Raw genomic sequence first — 15,320 nt, 5'->3', positions numbered from 1 at the left:
GCTCAGAACTCCAGATGCAGCGCGAAATGCGCGGGGTTGAGCAGGCTGGTGACGAATTCGATAGCGCGCCCGTCGGCGGCGCGCGTCAGGCGGCGTGTGCGCAGGAACGGCGTCCCGGGCGCGCAGGCGAGGATCGCGGCGTCGGCCGCGCTCAGCATTTCGATATCGACCCACTCCTCCCCGTGATCGGGCACCAGCCCTGCCCCGCGCAGCGTCTGGTGCAGCGTGCCTTCGCGCAAGCCGCGCAACGGTATGTCCTCCAGTTCCGGCGACAGCGGCAGGCGGCTGCGCTCGATCGAGATTGCGTGGCCGTCATCGGCATTGGTGCGGGCGCGGTCGACCGCAATGAAGGACGAGTTCTTGACGCCGAGCCTGGCCGCCAGTTCCGCGTCCTCGATGATCTCGAGCCGCAAGGTGCGGGTCTCGGCATTGGCGCCCGCGTTGGCGAGCGCGCGCGACCAGCCGATCGCGTCGTCGACCGGCATGCCGTCGAAAGTAACGAAGGAGCCGATGCCGACCTTGGTGGTGATCAGCCCGCGGTTGGACAGCTCCTCCAGCCCTTTGCGCACGGTGTTGCGGCTGACGGAAAAGCGTTGGACGAGCTCGTTCTCGCTCTGCAGTCGGTCGCCGAAGCCGAGCAGGCCGGAGCGTATCTCATGTTCCAGAACCGTTGCGATCTGCTCGGGCTTGCCCGTGCCGGGAGTGATTTGCATCGCGCGACGAGCCATATCGATACCTGTTCAATGAACCTGTATAATCCTGTTCATTAACGTATCTGAAATGAACCGTCAACGGCCTTCGGCCCAACGGTCGGCTGGTCATCAAACGAAGAAGAATTCCTCGACGCGCTGCTTGGCCTTCCGCAGGACCGGCAGGATGTCGCGCTCCATCGCCTCGACCGAGAAACGCGCCGACTGGGTCGAGACGTTGATGGCGGCGACTGTGCGCCCGGCGCGATCGACGATCGGCACCGCGATCGAGCGCAGGCCGAGTTCCAGCTCTTCGTCGACGACGGCGAAGCCCTCCGCCCTCGCCTTGTCGATGGCCTTGCCGAGCGCGGCGCGGCCGGTGATCGTCTTCGGCGTCCGCCGCTCGATGGACGCTTCAGCAAGAAAAGTCTTCAACTCATCCGCCGGCAGGCCGGAAAGCAGTACCCGCCCCATCGACGTGCAATAGGCCGGCAGCCGCGTGCCGACATCGAGGGCCACGCTCAGGATACGCCGTCCAGGGATGCGCGCCACATAGACGACGTCCTCGCCCGACAGCACGGCCGCATTGCAGGCTTCGTCGAATTTGCCGGCCACCTCGCGCATGACAGGCGCCGCGAAGGTCCAGAGCGAAGCACCGCCGAGCCAGGTCCGCGCGACGGTCAACAGGCGCGGCGACAGCGAAAACAACCGGCCGGATTGCGTCGCATAACCCGTCGCGACCAATGTCAGCAGAAAGCGCCTGGCACCCGCTCGCGTGAGACCCGCCTCCTCTGCCATCTCGGTCAGCGTCATGCCGGTCGGATGGCGCGCGAGGATTTCCATCACCGCCAGGCCACGCTCCAGCGAACCGACATGGTCGCGTGAAATTGCCTCCTCTTCCACGAGCGCCTCCAGGCCGGCGTTGACTCAATGCAAAGGTTGGAGCTAAAAGTATCTCATACAAAACACATGTTCGCAATACGAACTTTTTGCATCACGGAGCCCGGAGATGGCCAAGTTCCTGCCGCTGAAAGAGGCGGTCGCGGAAAATCTGCATGACGGCGACACCGTCGCTTTCGAGGGCTTCACGCATCTGATCCCAACCGCCGCCGCGCATGAGGCGATCCGCCAGGGTTTTCGCGAGCTGACACTGATCCGCATGACGCCCGACCTGATCTACGACCAGATGATCGGCATGGGCATGGCGAAGAAGGTCGTCTTCTCCTATGTCGGCAATCCGGGCGTCGGCCTGCTCAGGCGTGCCCGCGACGCCATCGAGAACGGCTTTCCCCGCGCCATCGAGGTCGAGGAACACAGCCATGCCGGAATGGCCAATGCCTATGAGGCGGGCGCCGCCGGCCTGCCCTGCGCGGTGTTTCGCGGCTATCGCGGCGCCGGTCTCGCCGCGGTCAATCCGAACATCAAATCAGTGACCTGCCCCTTCACCGGCGAGGTGCTTGCCGCCGTTCCGGCGATCCGGCCCGACGTCACCTTCATCCATGCGCAGAAGGCGGACCGGAAAGGCAACGTGCTGGTCGAGGGCATTATCGGCATCCAGAAGGAGGCCGTCCTTGCCGCAAAGCGCGCCGTGGTGACGGTCGAGGAAGTGGTCGACAATTTCAATGACCTCCACCCCAATCTTACCGTGCTGCCGAACTGGACGATCGCGGCGATCTCGGTCGTGCCGGGCGGCTCGCACCCCTCCTACGCGCATGGCTACTACGAGCGCGACAACGCCGCCTATCTGGAATGGGACGAGATCGCCGCCGACCGCGACCGCTTCCAGGCCTGGATCCAGAAGAACGTCATCGAGAGCAGCGCGGACGACTTTGCCGGTCGCGTCGAGCATCTGAGGAAAGCCGCATGAGCGACGCGAAGGATATGGGCTTCACCCCAAACGAGATGATGACGATCGCCGCCAGCCGCGCCCTGAAAAGCGACGACGTCTGCTTCGTCGGCATCGGCGCGCCGTCGGCCGCCTGCAATGTCGCGCGGCTGACGCATGCGCCCGACATCACGCTGATCTATGAGAGCGGCACCATCGGCACCGCGCCCGACGTGCTGCCGCTGTCGATCGGCGACGGTGAGTTGTGCGAGACGGCGGTCACCACCGTCGCGGTGCCGGAGATGTTCCGCTACTGGCTGCAGGGCGGCCGCATCTCGATCGGCTTCCTGGGCGCCGCCCAGCTCGACAAATTCGGCAACATCAACACCACCGTCATCGGCGACTATGCGCATCCCAAGACCCGCCTGCCCGGCGGCGGCGGCGCGCCGGAGATCGCCACCTCGTCGAGGCAGGTCTACATCACCATGGCGCAGTCGAAGCGCGGCATGGTCGAGAAGATCGACTTCTTCACCTCCTTCGGCCATGGCGACGGTGGCGACCACCGCAAGCGCCTCGGCATCGACACGGCCGGCCCGACTTTGCTGATCACCGACCTCGCCATCTGGAAGCCGGACCCGGTGACCAAGGAATTCACCGTCGTCTCGCTGCATCCGGGCGTCAGCCGCGAGCGGGTGCAGGAAACCTGTGGCTGGACGGTCAAGTTCGCGCAGGCCCTTGACGAGACGCCGGCGCCGACGGAACTCGAGCTGAAGACATTGCGCGACCTGCAGGCCCGCACCAAGGCGGCGCATCAAGGGGCCGCCAAAGGGAAAGCTGCCTAGATGACCGAAGCCTTCATCTGCGATTACATCCGCACGCCCATCGGCCGCTTCGGCGGCGCGCTGTCCTCCGTCCGCGCCGACGATCTCGGCGCGATTCCGTTGAAGGCGCTGGTGGGGCGCAATGCCGGCGTCGACTGGGCGGCCGTCGATGACATCGTCTATGGCTGCGCCAACCAGGCCGGCGAGGACAATCGTAATGTAGCGCGCATGGCGCTTCTGCTTGCCGGCCTGCCGCAGGACATTCCAGGTTCGACCGTCAACCGTTTGTGCGGCTCGGGCATGGATGCCGTCACCATCGCCGCGCGCGCCATCAAATCAGGCGAGGCCGAGCTGATGATTGCCGGCGGCGTCGAATCGATGAGCCGCGCGCCCTTCGTCATGCCGAAGGCCGACACGGCCTTCTCACGCAATGCCGAGATTTACGACACCACCATCGGCTGGCGCTTCGTCAACCCGCTGATGAAGAAGCTGTATGGCGTCGACTCCATGCCGGAGACCGGCGAGAACGTCGCCGAGGATTTTTCCGTCAGCAGAGCCGACCAGGACGCCTTCGCGGTACGCAGCCAGGACAAGGCGGTCGCCGCGCAAGCCAACGGCCGGTTGGCGAAGGAGATCGCGCCGGTGACCATCCCGCAGAGGAAAGGCGACGCGATCATCGTCGTGAAGGACGAACACCCCCGCGCGGGCACCACCATCGAGACGCTGGCCAAACTGCCGACGCCGTTCCGCCAGGGCGGCAGCGTCACCGCCGGCAACGCTTCCGGCGTCAATGACGGCGCTGCCGCCCTCATCATCGCGTCCGAGGCAGCCGCGAAGAAGCATGGCCTGACGCCGATCGCCCGCATCCTCGGCGGTGCCGTCGCCGGTGTGGCGCCGCGCATCATGGGTATCGGACCGGCGCCGGCGACGAAGAAGCTTTGCGCCCGCCTCGGCCTGACACCCGAACAGTTCGACGTCATCGAATTGAACGAAGCCTTCGCCTCCCAGGGCATCGCCGTGCTCCGCCAACTCGGAATTTCCGAGAAGGCGGAGCATGTGAACCCCAATGGCGGCGCGATCGCGCTTGGCCACCCGCTCGGCATGTCCGGCGCGCGCATCACGGGTACCGCGGCGCTCGAACTGCGCGAGCGCGGCGGCAAGCTGGCTTTGGCCACCATGTGCATCGGTGTCGGCCAAGGCATCGCCATCGCACTGGAGGGAATCTGACCGTCCAGGCAGATCAATAGGGCAAGCCGACGTAGTTTTCGGCCAATGCCGTGGATGCAGCCTTGGAATTTACGAGATAGTCGAGCTCGGCTTCCTGGATGCGTTGGCCGAACTCGCCTGTCTCCGGAAAACGGTGCAGGATCGTCGTCATCCACCAGGAGAAGCGCACCGCTTTCCAAACTCGCGCCAGCGCTTTTGACGAATAGGCGTCCAGCCCGGCCTCTGACTTCCCGTTGTAGAATTCGCGAAGTCCCGCAAACAGATAGCGCACGTCGCTGGCAGCGAGGTTGAGGCCCTTGGCGCCGGTCGGCGGCACGATATGGGCGGCGTCTCCGACCAGGAACAGCCTGCCGAAGCGCATCGGCTCGGCGACGAAGGAGCGCAGCGGCGCGATCGACTTCTCGAAGGACGGCCCAGTGGTGACGGCGGCCGCTATCCGTGGCGGCAGGCGCCCGCGCAACTCGTCCCAGAACCGGTCGTCGGACCAGGCCTCGACGCGCTCGTCGGCGGGAACCTGCACATAGTAGCGGCTGCGCTGCGGCGACCGCATCGAGCAGAGCGCAAAACCGCGCTCGTGATTGGCATAGACCAGTTCGTGGTCGGCCGGAGGCACCTCCGCCAGAACGCCCAGCCAGCCGAATGGGTATTGCCGCTCGAACGTTTTCAGCGCGCCTTCCGGCACCGATTTGCGGCTGACGCCGTGGTAGCCGTCGCAGCCGGCGATGAAGTCGCAGTCGATGCGATGCGTGAGGCCGTCCTTGTCGTAAGTGACGAAGGGCGACGCGCCGCCGAAATCATGCAGCGCGACATTCGATGTTTCGAAGACGGTCGGGAGTCCCGCCGCTTCGCGCTTCTGCATCAGATCGAGCGTCACCTCGGTCTGGCCATAGACGGTGACATGCTTGCCGCGGGTAAGCGTTGTCATGTCGATGCGATGCGCGCGGCCATCGAAGGCGAGCGATATGCCGGCATGCGGCAGGCCCTGGGCATGCAGCCTGTCCGCCGCGCCCGCTTGGCCGAGCAGGTCGACCGTGCCCTGTTCGAGCACGCCCGCGCGCACACGTCCAAGCACATGCTCGCGGCTCGATCGTTCAAGCATGATCGTCTCGACGCCAATGGTGGCGAGCAACTGACCGAGCAGCAGGCCGGACGGTCCGGACCCAATGATGGCGACCCGTGTGCGCATCAATGACCGAGGCTCTCGATCTGTCCGGCCAACTCGGCCGCAAGCCTGAGCGCGGCCGCGGTCGCCACGACCATCTGCGGCAGGATGAGCCATTCCAGCGTCCAGGCCGCGCCCGAGCGCTCCTGCTCATGCACCAGTGCCTGATGCATCCCGGAGAGCTGCGTGGCGTTGAAGCGGGCCAGCGCCACCAACGCTTCCGCCTTCACCGGATTCTGCTTGTGCGGCATCGCCGAGGAACCGCCGCCGCCGGACAGCTTGATCTCGGAGCCCGTCTGCGCCATCAGCGCAACGTCCTGTCCGAACTTGCCGAGACCGCCGGTCGCCAGCGACAGCCAGCCGGCGAATTCGGCTAGCGTATCGCGCTGGCTATGCCATTGCGGCGCATCGGCAAGACCGAGCTTGGCCGCAAGCGCGGCGCGCACCGCGCCGGCCTTGTCGCCGAGCTTTTCCAACGTGCCTGCGGCGCCGCCGAACTGAACCACTAGCAACCGACCCGAGAGCTCTTTCAAGCGTTCCTGGTGACGCTCAAGCGGCACCCGCCACGAAACGACCCGATCGCGCGCGGTTATTTGTATTGCCGGCTGCATGCGCGTCGTCGCCATGAGCTCGCGGCTCCCGAACTCCAGTTCAAGCCCGGTGAGGCGCACGATGTTCTCGCCGAGCAGCAGGCCGATATGGTCGACCGCGCCGCGCAGCCTGAGCACCAGCGAGCTATCGATGACATCCTGGCTGGTCGCGCCGAAATGGACGTACGTATCGTGCGGCACTCCGACAGCAGCCTTGATCTGGCGCACCAGTTCCGGCACCACCACACCGTCCTTGGCGACGCCCGCCTTCAGCTTCGACGTATCCGGCCGGAACGATCCCAGTGCTTTGACGATCGCCGCCGCGGCATCACGTGGAATGACGCCGCGTTCGGATTCCGCCTCGGCCAGTGCTCGCTCGAAAGCGAGCATCGCAGCGATGTCGGCTTCGACGGAAAAATACCTGGCCGCCTCTTCGTCGCCGAGCAGGCCGGAAAGCAGCGGGTGATCGAAGGGCGAAACGGTCATGGCGGCCACGGTCAGCTGTCGAAGAAGACCGTCTCCTTTTCGCCCTGCAAATGGATATCGAAGACATAGGTATTGCCCTGACGCTCGGCGATCAGCGTCGGCACGCGCAGGCGATGCTCGATGCGCGCAAGGATAGGGTCCTCGGCATTGGCCTTCTCCTCGTCGGAGAAATAGAGCTTGGTGTTGAGCCCGACATTGATGCCGCGTGCCACGATCCACAGCGTGATATGCGGCGCCATCAGCCGCCCGTCGCGGAACGGCACCCGGCCCGGCTTGATCGTCCGGAACAGGCAGACGCCCGTTTCCATGTCGGTCGGCTGCCGGCCCCAGCCCTGGAAGTTTGGATCGGCACCGCCGCGCATCTCGGCCGGTGAATTGTAGAGCCCCTCGGCATCCGCCTGCCAGATCTCGACCAGCGCGTCCTTCAGCGGCGTGCCGGTGCCGTCAAGCACGCGGATGCGCAACTCGATGCGCTCGCCCTTGGTCTCACCGTTGACCATCGCCGAACCGAGGTCGCTCGCGTAGACGCCGCCTATACCGCAGAAATTCGGCGTCAGCCCGATATGCACATAAGGGCCGGCGGTCTGCGAAGGGCTCTCCTTCAGCCGATCGGGCGACTGCGTCATCAATTGCCCTCCGGCCTGTTCTCGAACAGCGTCGAGCGCCGCCCGCGCAGCACGATGTCGAACTTGTAGGCAAGCGCGTCCATCGGGATGGTCGACTGCATATCGAGCGCCGCGATCAGCGCCTCGACCGCGACCTTGTTGGAAATGCCGCCGACGATCGGACAACGCCAGATCAGCGGATCGCCCTCGAAATACATCTGCGTGATCAGACGCTGCGCGAAGCCGTGGCCGAACACGGAAAAATGGATGTGCGCCGGCCGCCAGTCGTTCGGCCCGTTCGGCCATGGATACGGTCCGGGCCTGACAGTGCGAAACGCGTAGCCGCCGTCCTCGCCGGTGATGGTGCGGCCGCAGCCGCCGAAATTCGGATCGAGCGGCGCAAGATAGCCGTCCTTCTTGTGACGGTAGCGGCCGCCTGCATTGGCTTGCCAGAATTCCAGCAGCACGCCCGGTACGCCCTTGCCGCGTTCGTCCAGCACGCGTCCTTGGACGATGATGCGCTCGCCGATGGCGCTCTCGCCGGGTCTGGCGAAATTGTGGATCAGGTCGTTGTCGAGCTCGCCGAGCATCGCGTGCCCGAACACCGGGCCGGTCAATTCCGACAGCGTGGCGTCGAACGACAGCAGCGCTTTCTGCGGCGAACGCAGCACCGAGCTTTTGTAGTTCGGCGTCAACGCCGGCGGATGCCATTGGCGGTCGCGCTGGAAGAAGGCGCCGGCTTCCGGCGGCTGGTTGGAGCCGGTCTCAGCCATGATCGGCTCCGTCTATCTGCGCGAACACCTGCTTGGCGATCTTGAAGGCGCGGTTGGCGGCCGGCACACCGGCATAGATCGCGACGTGCAGGAAGGCCTCGCAAATGTCGTCGCGCGAGGCGCCTGTATTGGCGGTCGCGCGCACATGCATGGCCACTTCCTCGTCATGGCCGAGCGCTGCAAGCAGCGCCAGCGTCACGATCGAGCGCTCGCGCTTCGACCAGCCGGGTCGCGCCCATACCGTTCCCCAGGCGGCTTCGGTGATCAACTGCTGGAACGGCCGGTCGAAATCGGTCGCTGCATCCTCGGCGCGGTCGACATGCGGACTGCCGAGCACGGAGCGGCGGACCTCGAGCCCGGTCCGATAGCGGTTCTTCGTGACATCATCCATGAGCAGACTTTCCCTCAGGCAATGAGGCGACGAAATCGCGGATCAAAGTGACGAGCGCTTCGGGCTGCTCGATGCACGGGATATGTGCGGCATCGCGGATCACTTCGAAGCGGGCGCCGGGGATCCTTCCGGCCAGCGAGCGGACAAGATCCGGCGGCGTCGAACCGTCCTGGTCGCCGACGATGCAAAGCGTCGGCACCGCGATGCGCCGCGCGCTGTCGGTGAAATCGGCGTCGCGCACCGCCATGCAGGTGCCGATGTAGCCAGGCAGAGCCTGTCTGGTCAGCATGTTGCAGCAGCCGGCCAGGTCCGCCGCACGCTTGGCATGGAATTGCGGCGTGAACCACACTTTCATGATGCCTTCGGCGATCGCCTCGATGCCGTCGCGCTCGACAGTCGCGATGCGCGTGTTCCAGCTTTCGGCGGTGCCGATCTTGTGCGCCGTGTCGCTGAGGATGAGAGCCTCTACACATTTGGGGTGGCGGGTGTAGAGCCGCTGCGCAATCATGCCGCCGACGGACAGGCCGAAGAGCACGACCTTGTCGAAACCGAAATGGTCGATGAGGGCGGCGAGATCGTCGACATGGTCGTCGATCGAGCGTACGCCGCCGCCGGTATCCGACAGTCCATGGCCGCGCTTGTCGTAGACGAGCATCGGCATTTCGCTCCTCAGTTTCGCGACGACGTCGTCCCAGATCCGAAAATCGGTGCCCAGCGAATTGATGAAGACGATCGGGCGCGACGTGCCGGTGGCCTCTATATGGCGGTGATGCAGCGTGACGCCGCCTATGCTGACGAATGGCACGATTTCGATCCTCCGAAGCCACATTGCACGAGCGGTTTGGTTCGGTAAAATGATATTTTGCGGCGTTTCATTAACTCTGAGGTTATCGAACCATGGTCGAAAGCCGGATCCGCTTCCGCCATCTTCAGGCGTTTCTCGAAGTCGCGCGGCAAGGCAGCGTCGCGCGCGCGGCCGACTTCCTGCATGTCAGCGCGCCGGCCGTGACCAAGACCTTGCGTGAACTCGAAGAAGCGCTCGGCGTCGCCGTGGTGGAGCGCGACGGGCGCGGTATTCGCATCACGCGTCTGGGCGAAATCTTCCTTGGACATGCCGGCTCGGCGATTTCGGCGCTGAAACGCGGCGTCGATTCCGTGCGCCAGGACGGCGCCCTCAATCGCGACCCGATCCGCATCGGCGCGCTGCCGACCGTGTCGGCCCGGGTGATGCCGCTCGCCATGAACCTGTTCCTCGGGGAAAACACCGGCGCCGCGCTCAAGATCGTCACCGGCGAGAATGCGGTGCTGCTCGAACAGCTGCGCGTCGGCGCGCTCGATCTAGTCGTCGGCCGGCTCGCGGCGCCGGAGCACATGACCGGCTTCTTCTTCGAGCATCTCTATTCGGAGCAGGTGCTGTTCGTGGTGCGCGCCGGACATCCCCTGGCCGAGCCGGACGCCGACATCTTCGCGCGGCTCGACGAGTTTCCCGTCCTGATGCCGACGCGGGAATCCGTCATCCGGCCTTTCGTCGACCGGCTTTTCATAACCAACGGCATGACCGCGCCGGCCACGGAAATCGAAACCGTTTCCGATTCCTTCGGCCGCTCCTTCATGCGCCAGAGCAACGCGGTATGGATCATCTCGGCGGGCGTGGTCGCCAACGAGATCGCCAGCGGCGCCTTCGTCGCCTTGCCGGTGGATACGGCGGAGACCAAGGGGCCGGTGGGCCTGACCATGCGCACCGACACCGCCCCCTCGCCCGCCTTCACCATCCTGTTGCAGACGATCCGGGAGGCAGCACGCCACCACGCCTGACGATCGGCCTGTCGGTTCGAATTCCACTAACCCAGTGGTTAATGAAACACCGTAAAATATCATTTTACCGAACCAAACCGCTAGTGCAATGTGGCCTTCGGAGGATCGAAAGCCGTGCCGTCCGGCCGCAAACGGAAGATCCGTTTGCCGTCGTGTCGAACGGCGACTGAGGGAGGAGCACATGTCTCGCATCATCGGCAGCAAGCCCGCCATATCGGGCATTTCACGGCGCCAGTTCATCGCCACTTCGGTGGCGGGCGGCGCCGCACTGGCATTCGGCCGTGGCGGCGCCTTCGCGCAAACCGCCGACGCGCTCAAGGTCGGCTTCGTCAGCCCTCGCACTGGCCCGCTCGCCGGCTTCGGCGAAACCGACGGCTACGTGCTGGATCTTGCCCGCAAGGCCCTGGCCAACGGCATCGAGCTTGGCGGCAAGAAATACAGCGTCGAGATTGTCGACCAGGACACCCAATCGGACCCGTCCCGCGCCGGCCAGCTCGCCAAGGACCTGATCAACAACCAGGCGATCGACCTGATGCTCGCCGTCTCGACGCCGGAGGTCATCAATCCTGTGGCGGACGCGTGCGAGGCGGCCGGCGTGCCTTGCCTGTCGACGGTCATGCCGTGGGAGGCCTGGTATTTCGGCCGCGGCGCCAAGCGGGGCCAGCCCTCGCCGTTCAAATGGACCTATCATTTCGGCTTTGGCGTCGAGGAATTCTTCAAGGCCTATATCTCGCAGTGGAACCTGATCGAGACCAACAAGAAGGTCGGCGTCATGTATCCCAACGACGCCGACGGCAACGCCATCCGCGCCCATCTGGCGCCGTTGCTGGCCAAGCAGGGTTTCACCATCGTCGATCCCGGCGCTTACGAGACCGGCACCACCGACTATTCCTCGCAGATCGCGCTGTTCAAGCAGGAAGGCGTCGAGATCTTCAACTCCTTCCCGATCCCGCCCGACTTCGCCGCCTTCTGGCGCCAGGCCGCGCAGCAAGGCCTGACCCGGCAGATCAAGATCGCCCAGGTCGCCAAGACCGGCCTGTTCCCGTCCGACATCGAGGCGCTCGGCGACCTCGGCATGAAGATTTCGAGCGCCGCCTATTGGCACAAGGCTTTCCCCTACAAGTCGTCGCTGACCGGCGTTTCGGGCACCGAGCTTGCCGATGGCTATGAGGCGGCGAGCGGCAAGCAATGGACGCAGCAGCTCGGCGCCTCGATGTCGTTGCTCGATGCCGGCTTCGCAGCTCTTAAGGCAAGCGCCAACGCCAAGGACAAGGCGGCTGTCGCCAAGGCGCTGAGCACGCTCAAGACCGAGACCATGGGCGGCAAGGTCGATTTCACAAGCGGCCCGGTCCCCAATGTCTCGCCCGGCCCGATCATCGGCACGCAATGGGTCGCCGCCAAGGAAGGTTCGAAATTCCCGCTCGACTATGTCGTGACCGAGAACGCCACTGACCCGAACGTGCCGGTCGAGGCCAAGCTCCAGCCTTACAACGGCTGATCTGTCGAGGGACCGCATCGTGAACGCCATGCCCAACGGTGCGATCCTCAGCGCCGCCGGCATCCACAAGCGCTTCGGCGCGCTTGTGGTGCTCGACGACGTCGACTTCGCCATGGGCGCCGACGAGGCGGTCGGCATCGTCGGCCCCAACGGCGCCGGCAAGACGACGCTGCTCAGCGTACTCTCGGGCGCTTATCCGCCGAGCGCCGGAACGATCGCCTTCAAAGGCGATGACGTGACCGCCTTGCCGGCCACGCAGCGCTGCCGGCTGGGTCTGGTGCGCACCCACCAGGTGCCGAAACCCTTCGGCGGCATGACCGCTTTCGAGAATGTCTTCGTCGCCGCCTCGCATGGCGCCGGGCTCGGCCGCGACGAGGCCTATGAGGAAGCGCTCGGCTCGCTGAGGCTGTGCGGCATGCTTGGCGTCGCCAACCGGCGCGCCGAAACGCTCGGCCTGCTCGACCGCAAGCGGCTGGAACTGGCGCGCGCGCTCGCCGCAAAGCCGACGCTGCTTCTGCTCGACGAGATCGGCGGTGGCCTGACAGACGGCGAGGCCGGCGAACTCGTCGAGACCATCCGCGAACTGCGCCGCCGCAAGATCGGCATCGTCTGGATCGAACACATCGTCCACATCCTGTTGCAGGTGGCCGAGCGGCTGATCTGCATGGATGCCGGAAAGGTCATCGCCGACGGCGAGCCGCAGGCGGTGATGGCCGACCCGCAGGTGATCAGCGCCTATCTCGGCGGAGGCCCGAAATGAGCCTGCTGTCGGTCGAGGATCTCGTTGTCCGGCATGGCCTGCTTCAAGCAGTGCGCGGCGTCGGCTTCGGTGTCGAACGCGGCGAAACGCTGGCGCTGGTCGGCGCCAATGGCGCGGGCAAGACGACATTGCTCAGGGCAATCGCCGGCGCGCATCAGGCAGCCTCCGGCCGCGTGGTCTTCGGCGGCGCCGACCTTTCCGGCGTGCCTTCGCATGAACGCGTCCGCAAGGGCATCGCCCTGGTGCCCGAGGGCCGGCGGCTCTTCGTGCAGATGACGGTCGAGGAAAACCTCCTGCTTGGCCGCAGCGCCGGTCGTCCCGGCGAGTGGAGCGTCGAGCGCGTGCTCGAAACCTTCCCCAACCTCAAACCGCGCCGCCACGCCAAGGCCGGGCATCTCTCTGGCGGCGAGCAGCAGGCGACGGCGATCGGCCGCGCGCTGATGAGCAATCCCGACCTCCTCCTGCTCGACGAAGTCTCGCTCGGCCTGTCGCCGCTGGTCGTCGACCGCGTCTACGCCTCGCTGCAGGGGCTGATCAGTTCCGGCACGACGATCATCCTCGTCGAGCAGGATCTCAACCGCGCGCTCTCCGTCTCCAGCAAGGTCATCTGCATGCTGGAGGGCCGGATCGCGCTCGCCGGCGACAGCAAGACCGTTTCGCGCGACGCGGTGACCAAGGCCTATTTCGGCCTGCACCGGAAAGGCGCCACAGGCGTGCCGGCATGATGAACCAGATCGTCCAGGGCATCCTGCTTGGCGGCTATTACGCGCTGATCGCCTGCGGCCTCTCCTTCATGTTCTCGGTGATGCGCATCATCAACCTGGCGCATGGCAGCCTCGCCGTGCTGTCGGCCTTTGCGCTATGGCTGCTCGCCTCGCGCTTCCACATCCCGCCCTTCCTCGGCTTGCTCATCGTGCTGCCGTTGATGGCCGCGATCGGCTGGGCCTTGCAGCGCTTCCTGCTTGAGCGCAGCGCGCGCGGTGGCGCGCTGCTGCCGATCCTCACCACCTTCGGTCTCGCCATCGTCATCGACAATGTGCTGTTCGAACAGTTCGGCGCCGACACGCGCTCGCTGGCGCCTTTCATAGGCAGCCTGTCCTACGATTCCTGGGAATGGCCGGGCAGCATCTATGTCGGCAAGCTCGCGGTGATCATCTTCGTCGCCGCCGTCGTCCTGCTCGGCGGACTGCAGTTGTTTCTGACCCGCACCGGGCTCGGCCGCTCGATCCGTGCGACTTCGGAAGACCCTGATACAGCGGGGCTGGTCGGCGTCGATGCGCGCCGCGCCAACGCCATCGCCGCGGCGATCGCCATGGTCACCGTCGGTCTCGCCGGCGCCTTCCTCGGCATGCGCGCCACCTTCGATCCCTATGCCGGCGCCACGCAACTTCTGTTCGCCTTCGAGGCGGCCGTCATCGGCGGCGCCGGTTCGCTCTGGGGGACCCTGATCGGCGGCATCGTCCTGGCGCTCGCCCAGACGCTCGGCGCCAAGATACATCCGCAAGGTTTTCTCATCGGCGGGCATGTCGCTTTCCTGATCGTTCTGTTCATCCGCCTCTACACCTCAGGCCTCGGCCTGCGCGGCTTGCTGCGCATCTCCACGAGGAAGGCATCATGAGCGCCGCCTCCCCTGTCATCGAGCGCGGCACCGCCGCCTCGCGCTTTGCCGGCATCGGCGTGGCGGCCGTCATCCTGCTGCTCGCCATCGCACCGCAGTTCCTGTCCGCCGGCGCCGTCGACCGCATGACCGCGCTGTTCATCTATGTGATCCTCGCCGCCATGTGGAACGCGCTCGCCGGCTTCGGCGGACTGGTGTCGGTCGGCCAGCAGGTGTTCTTCGGGCTCGGCGCCTATTTCGCCATCCGGCTCGCCAATGCCGGGCTCAATCCGTTCGTCTCGCTCTTCATCTCGGCGGTCATTGTCGGCACGGTGTCCTGGCCGATCTCGCTGTTCATGCTGCGCTTGAAGAACGGCGAGTTCGCCATCGGCATGTGGGTGATCGCCGCCCTTACTCACCTTCTCGTCAATCTCGATCGGCTGATCCAGGGCGAGACCGGCACGTCGCTGATCTCGCTCAACGTCTACGATGCATCGACACGCAGGCTGACCATCTACTGGCTGGCGCTGGCATCGATGACGGCGCTGCTCGCGATCCTGTTCAGCCTGCTGCGCGGCAGCACCGGTGCGGCCATCCGCGCCATTCGCGACAATGAGGATGCGGCTGCCTCCGTCGGCGTGCGCGTCACCGGCACCAAGCGGCTGCTCTTCGTGCTCGCCGCCTTCGGCATCGGTGTCGCCGGCGCGCTGTGGCTGGCGACCGCGATCACCTTCCAGCCAAAGACCTATTTCAGCGTGCAGTGGACGGCCTACATGATCTTCATGGTGCTGGTCGGCGGCATCGGCACCTTCGAAGGCGCAATCCTCGGCGCGCTGCTCTTCTTCCTCATCGAAACCTGGTTCGGCGGCACCGGCGTCTGGTACCTGATCGGGCTCGGCGCTACGGCGCTCGTCTTCTCGCTGCTCTTGCCGCGAGGCCTCTGGGGCACGCTCGAGGAGCGGTTTGGCTGGCGACTGCTGCCGGTCGGCTACCGCGTCAGGCTTCCCGCCGGGGCGTCAAATCCGACCGGCGAGATTGCTTCGCCGCTGAAGACCACCAATTCTCGGGAGAAGGCATGAGC

General features: G+C 65.5%; 17 protein-coding genes. 9 read left to right on the top strand and 8 right to left on the bottom strand.

Features of this window, described 5'->3' with window-relative positions:
* Nucleotides 1-2 precede the first annotated feature (2 nt).
* Together FJ957_RS03935 and FJ957_RS03930 are read right to left on the bottom strand one after the other, a co-directional pair.
* Nucleotides 3-728 (bottom strand): GntR family transcriptional regulator, encoded by a 726-nt coding sequence (locus FJ957_RS03935; protein ID WP_140828735.1) that lies wholly within the window; start codon nt 726-728, stop codon nt 3-5.
* Nucleotides 729-821: 93 nt separating this feature from the next.
* Nucleotides 822-1,592, bottom strand: a complete 771-nt coding sequence (locus FJ957_RS03930) for an IclR family transcriptional regulator C-terminal domain-containing protein (protein WP_140828732.1) — start codon at nt 1,590-1,592, stop codon at nt 822-824.
* Between the two features lie 106 nt (nt 1,593-1,698).
* Here FJ957_RS03930 and FJ957_RS03925 point away from each other — a divergent pair, with 106 nt between their 5' ends.
* Genes FJ957_RS03925 through pcaF form a run of 3 tightly spaced genes read left to right on the top strand, consistent with a single transcriptional unit; the run spans nt 1,699 to nt 4,562 of the window.
* Nucleotides 1,699-2,556, top strand: a complete 858-nt coding sequence (locus FJ957_RS03925) for a CoA transferase subunit A (protein WP_140828730.1) — start codon at nt 1,699-1,701, stop codon at nt 2,554-2,556.
* Nucleotides 2,553-3,356 carry a CoA-transferase subunit beta gene (locus FJ957_RS03920; RefSeq protein WP_140828728.1) on the top strand — a complete coding sequence of 268 codons (804 nt, stop codon included), beginning with the start codon at nt 2,553-2,555 and terminating at the stop codon, nt 3,354-3,356. The genes FJ957_RS03925 and FJ957_RS03920 overlap by 4 nt, the downstream gene beginning before the upstream one ends.
* Nucleotides 3,357-4,562, top strand: coding sequence for a 3-oxoadipyl-CoA thiolase (gene pcaF / locus FJ957_RS03915; protein WP_140828726.1), 1,206 nt, complete (start codon nt 3,357-3,359; stop codon nt 4,560-4,562).
* A gap of 13 nt (nt 4,563-4,575) precedes the next feature.
* Here the strand turns inward: pcaF and pobA are convergent, their stop codons facing one another.
* Genes pobA through pcaD form a run of 6 tightly spaced genes read right to left on the bottom strand, consistent with a single transcriptional unit; the run spans nt 4,576 to nt 9,374 of the window.
* Nucleotides 4,576-5,748, bottom strand: a complete 1,173-nt coding sequence (gene pobA / locus FJ957_RS03910) for a 4-hydroxybenzoate 3-monooxygenase (RefSeq protein WP_140828724.1) — start codon at nt 5,746-5,748, stop codon at nt 4,576-4,578.
* Nucleotides 5,748-6,800: a 3-carboxy-cis,cis-muconate cycloisomerase gene (locus tag FJ957_RS03905; protein ID WP_140828721.1), complete on the bottom strand. Its 1,053-nt coding sequence runs from the start codon at nt 6,798-6,800 to the stop codon at nt 5,748-5,750. Before FJ957_RS03905 ends, pobA begins: the two co-directional genes overlap by 1 nt.
* An 11-nt stretch (nt 6,801-6,811) precedes the next feature.
* Nucleotides 6,812-7,426, bottom strand: a complete 615-nt coding sequence (gene pcaG, locus FJ957_RS03900) for a protocatechuate 3,4-dioxygenase subunit alpha (RefSeq protein WP_140828719.1) — start codon at nt 7,424-7,426, stop codon at nt 6,812-6,814.
* Nucleotides 7,426-8,178, bottom strand: a complete 753-nt coding sequence (pcaH, locus tag FJ957_RS03895; RefSeq protein ID WP_181180489.1) for a protocatechuate 3,4-dioxygenase subunit beta — start codon at nt 8,176-8,178, stop codon at nt 7,426-7,428. The genes pcaG and pcaH overlap by 1 nt, the downstream gene beginning before the upstream one ends.
* Nucleotides 8,171-8,569 carry a 4-carboxymuconolactone decarboxylase gene (gene pcaC, locus FJ957_RS03890; RefSeq protein WP_140828714.1) on the bottom strand — a complete coding sequence of 133 codons (399 nt, stop codon included), beginning with the start codon at nt 8,567-8,569 and terminating at the stop codon, nt 8,171-8,173. Before pcaC ends, pcaH begins: the two co-directional genes overlap by 8 nt.
* Nucleotides 8,562-9,374, bottom strand: a complete 813-nt coding sequence (pcaD, locus tag FJ957_RS03885; protein WP_140828712.1) for a 3-oxoadipate enol-lactonase — start codon at nt 9,372-9,374, stop codon at nt 8,562-8,564. Before pcaD ends, pcaC begins: the two co-directional genes overlap by 8 nt.
* A 92-nt stretch (nt 9,375-9,466) precedes the next feature.
* Between pcaD and pcaQ the strand changes: the two genes are divergently transcribed.
* From pcaQ to FJ957_RS03855, 6 genes are all read left to right on the top strand, one after another.
* On the top strand, nt 9,467-10,384 hold the full coding sequence (gene pcaQ / locus FJ957_RS03880; protein ID WP_140828710.1) for a pca operon transcription factor PcaQ: 918 nt from the start codon (nt 9,467-9,469) through the stop codon (nt 10,382-10,384).
* A 181-nt stretch (nt 10,385-10,565) separates the two neighbouring features.
* The gene (locus FJ957_RS03875; protein WP_140828708.1) at nt 10,566-11,882 is read left to right on the top strand and encodes an ABC transporter substrate-binding protein; all 1,317 of its coding nucleotides are present in this window, start codon (nt 10,566-10,568) and stop codon (nt 11,880-11,882) included.
* Between the two features lie 28 nt (nt 11,883-11,910).
* Nucleotides 11,911-12,642 carry an ABC transporter ATP-binding protein gene (locus tag FJ957_RS03870; protein ID WP_140829542.1) on the top strand — a complete coding sequence of 244 codons (732 nt, stop codon included), beginning with the start codon at nt 11,911-11,913 and terminating at the stop codon, nt 12,640-12,642.
* Nucleotides 12,639-13,367, top strand: coding sequence for an ABC transporter ATP-binding protein (locus FJ957_RS03865; RefSeq protein ID WP_140828706.1), 729 nt, complete (start codon nt 12,639-12,641; stop codon nt 13,365-13,367). Before FJ957_RS03870 ends, FJ957_RS03865 begins: the two co-directional genes overlap by 4 nt.
* On the top strand, nt 13,364-14,260 hold the full coding sequence (locus FJ957_RS03860; protein WP_140828704.1) for a branched-chain amino acid ABC transporter permease: 897 nt from the start codon (nt 13,364-13,366) through the stop codon (nt 14,258-14,260). Before FJ957_RS03865 ends, FJ957_RS03860 begins: the two co-directional genes overlap by 4 nt.
* Nucleotides 14,257-15,318, top strand: coding sequence for a branched-chain amino acid ABC transporter permease (locus FJ957_RS03855; protein WP_140828701.1), 1,062 nt, complete (start codon nt 14,257-14,259; stop codon nt 15,316-15,318). The genes FJ957_RS03860 and FJ957_RS03855 overlap by 4 nt, the downstream gene beginning before the upstream one ends.
* Nucleotides 15,319-15,320: the final 2 nt, after the last annotated feature.

Source organism: Mesorhizobium sp. B2-4-6 (assembly GCF_006442775.1).
GTDB lineage: Bacteria > Pseudomonadota > Alphaproteobacteria > Rhizobiales > Rhizobiaceae > Mesorhizobium.
The sequence above is the reverse complement of the archived record's forward strand: the minus strand, read 5'-3'. Positions and strand labels throughout refer to the sequence as shown.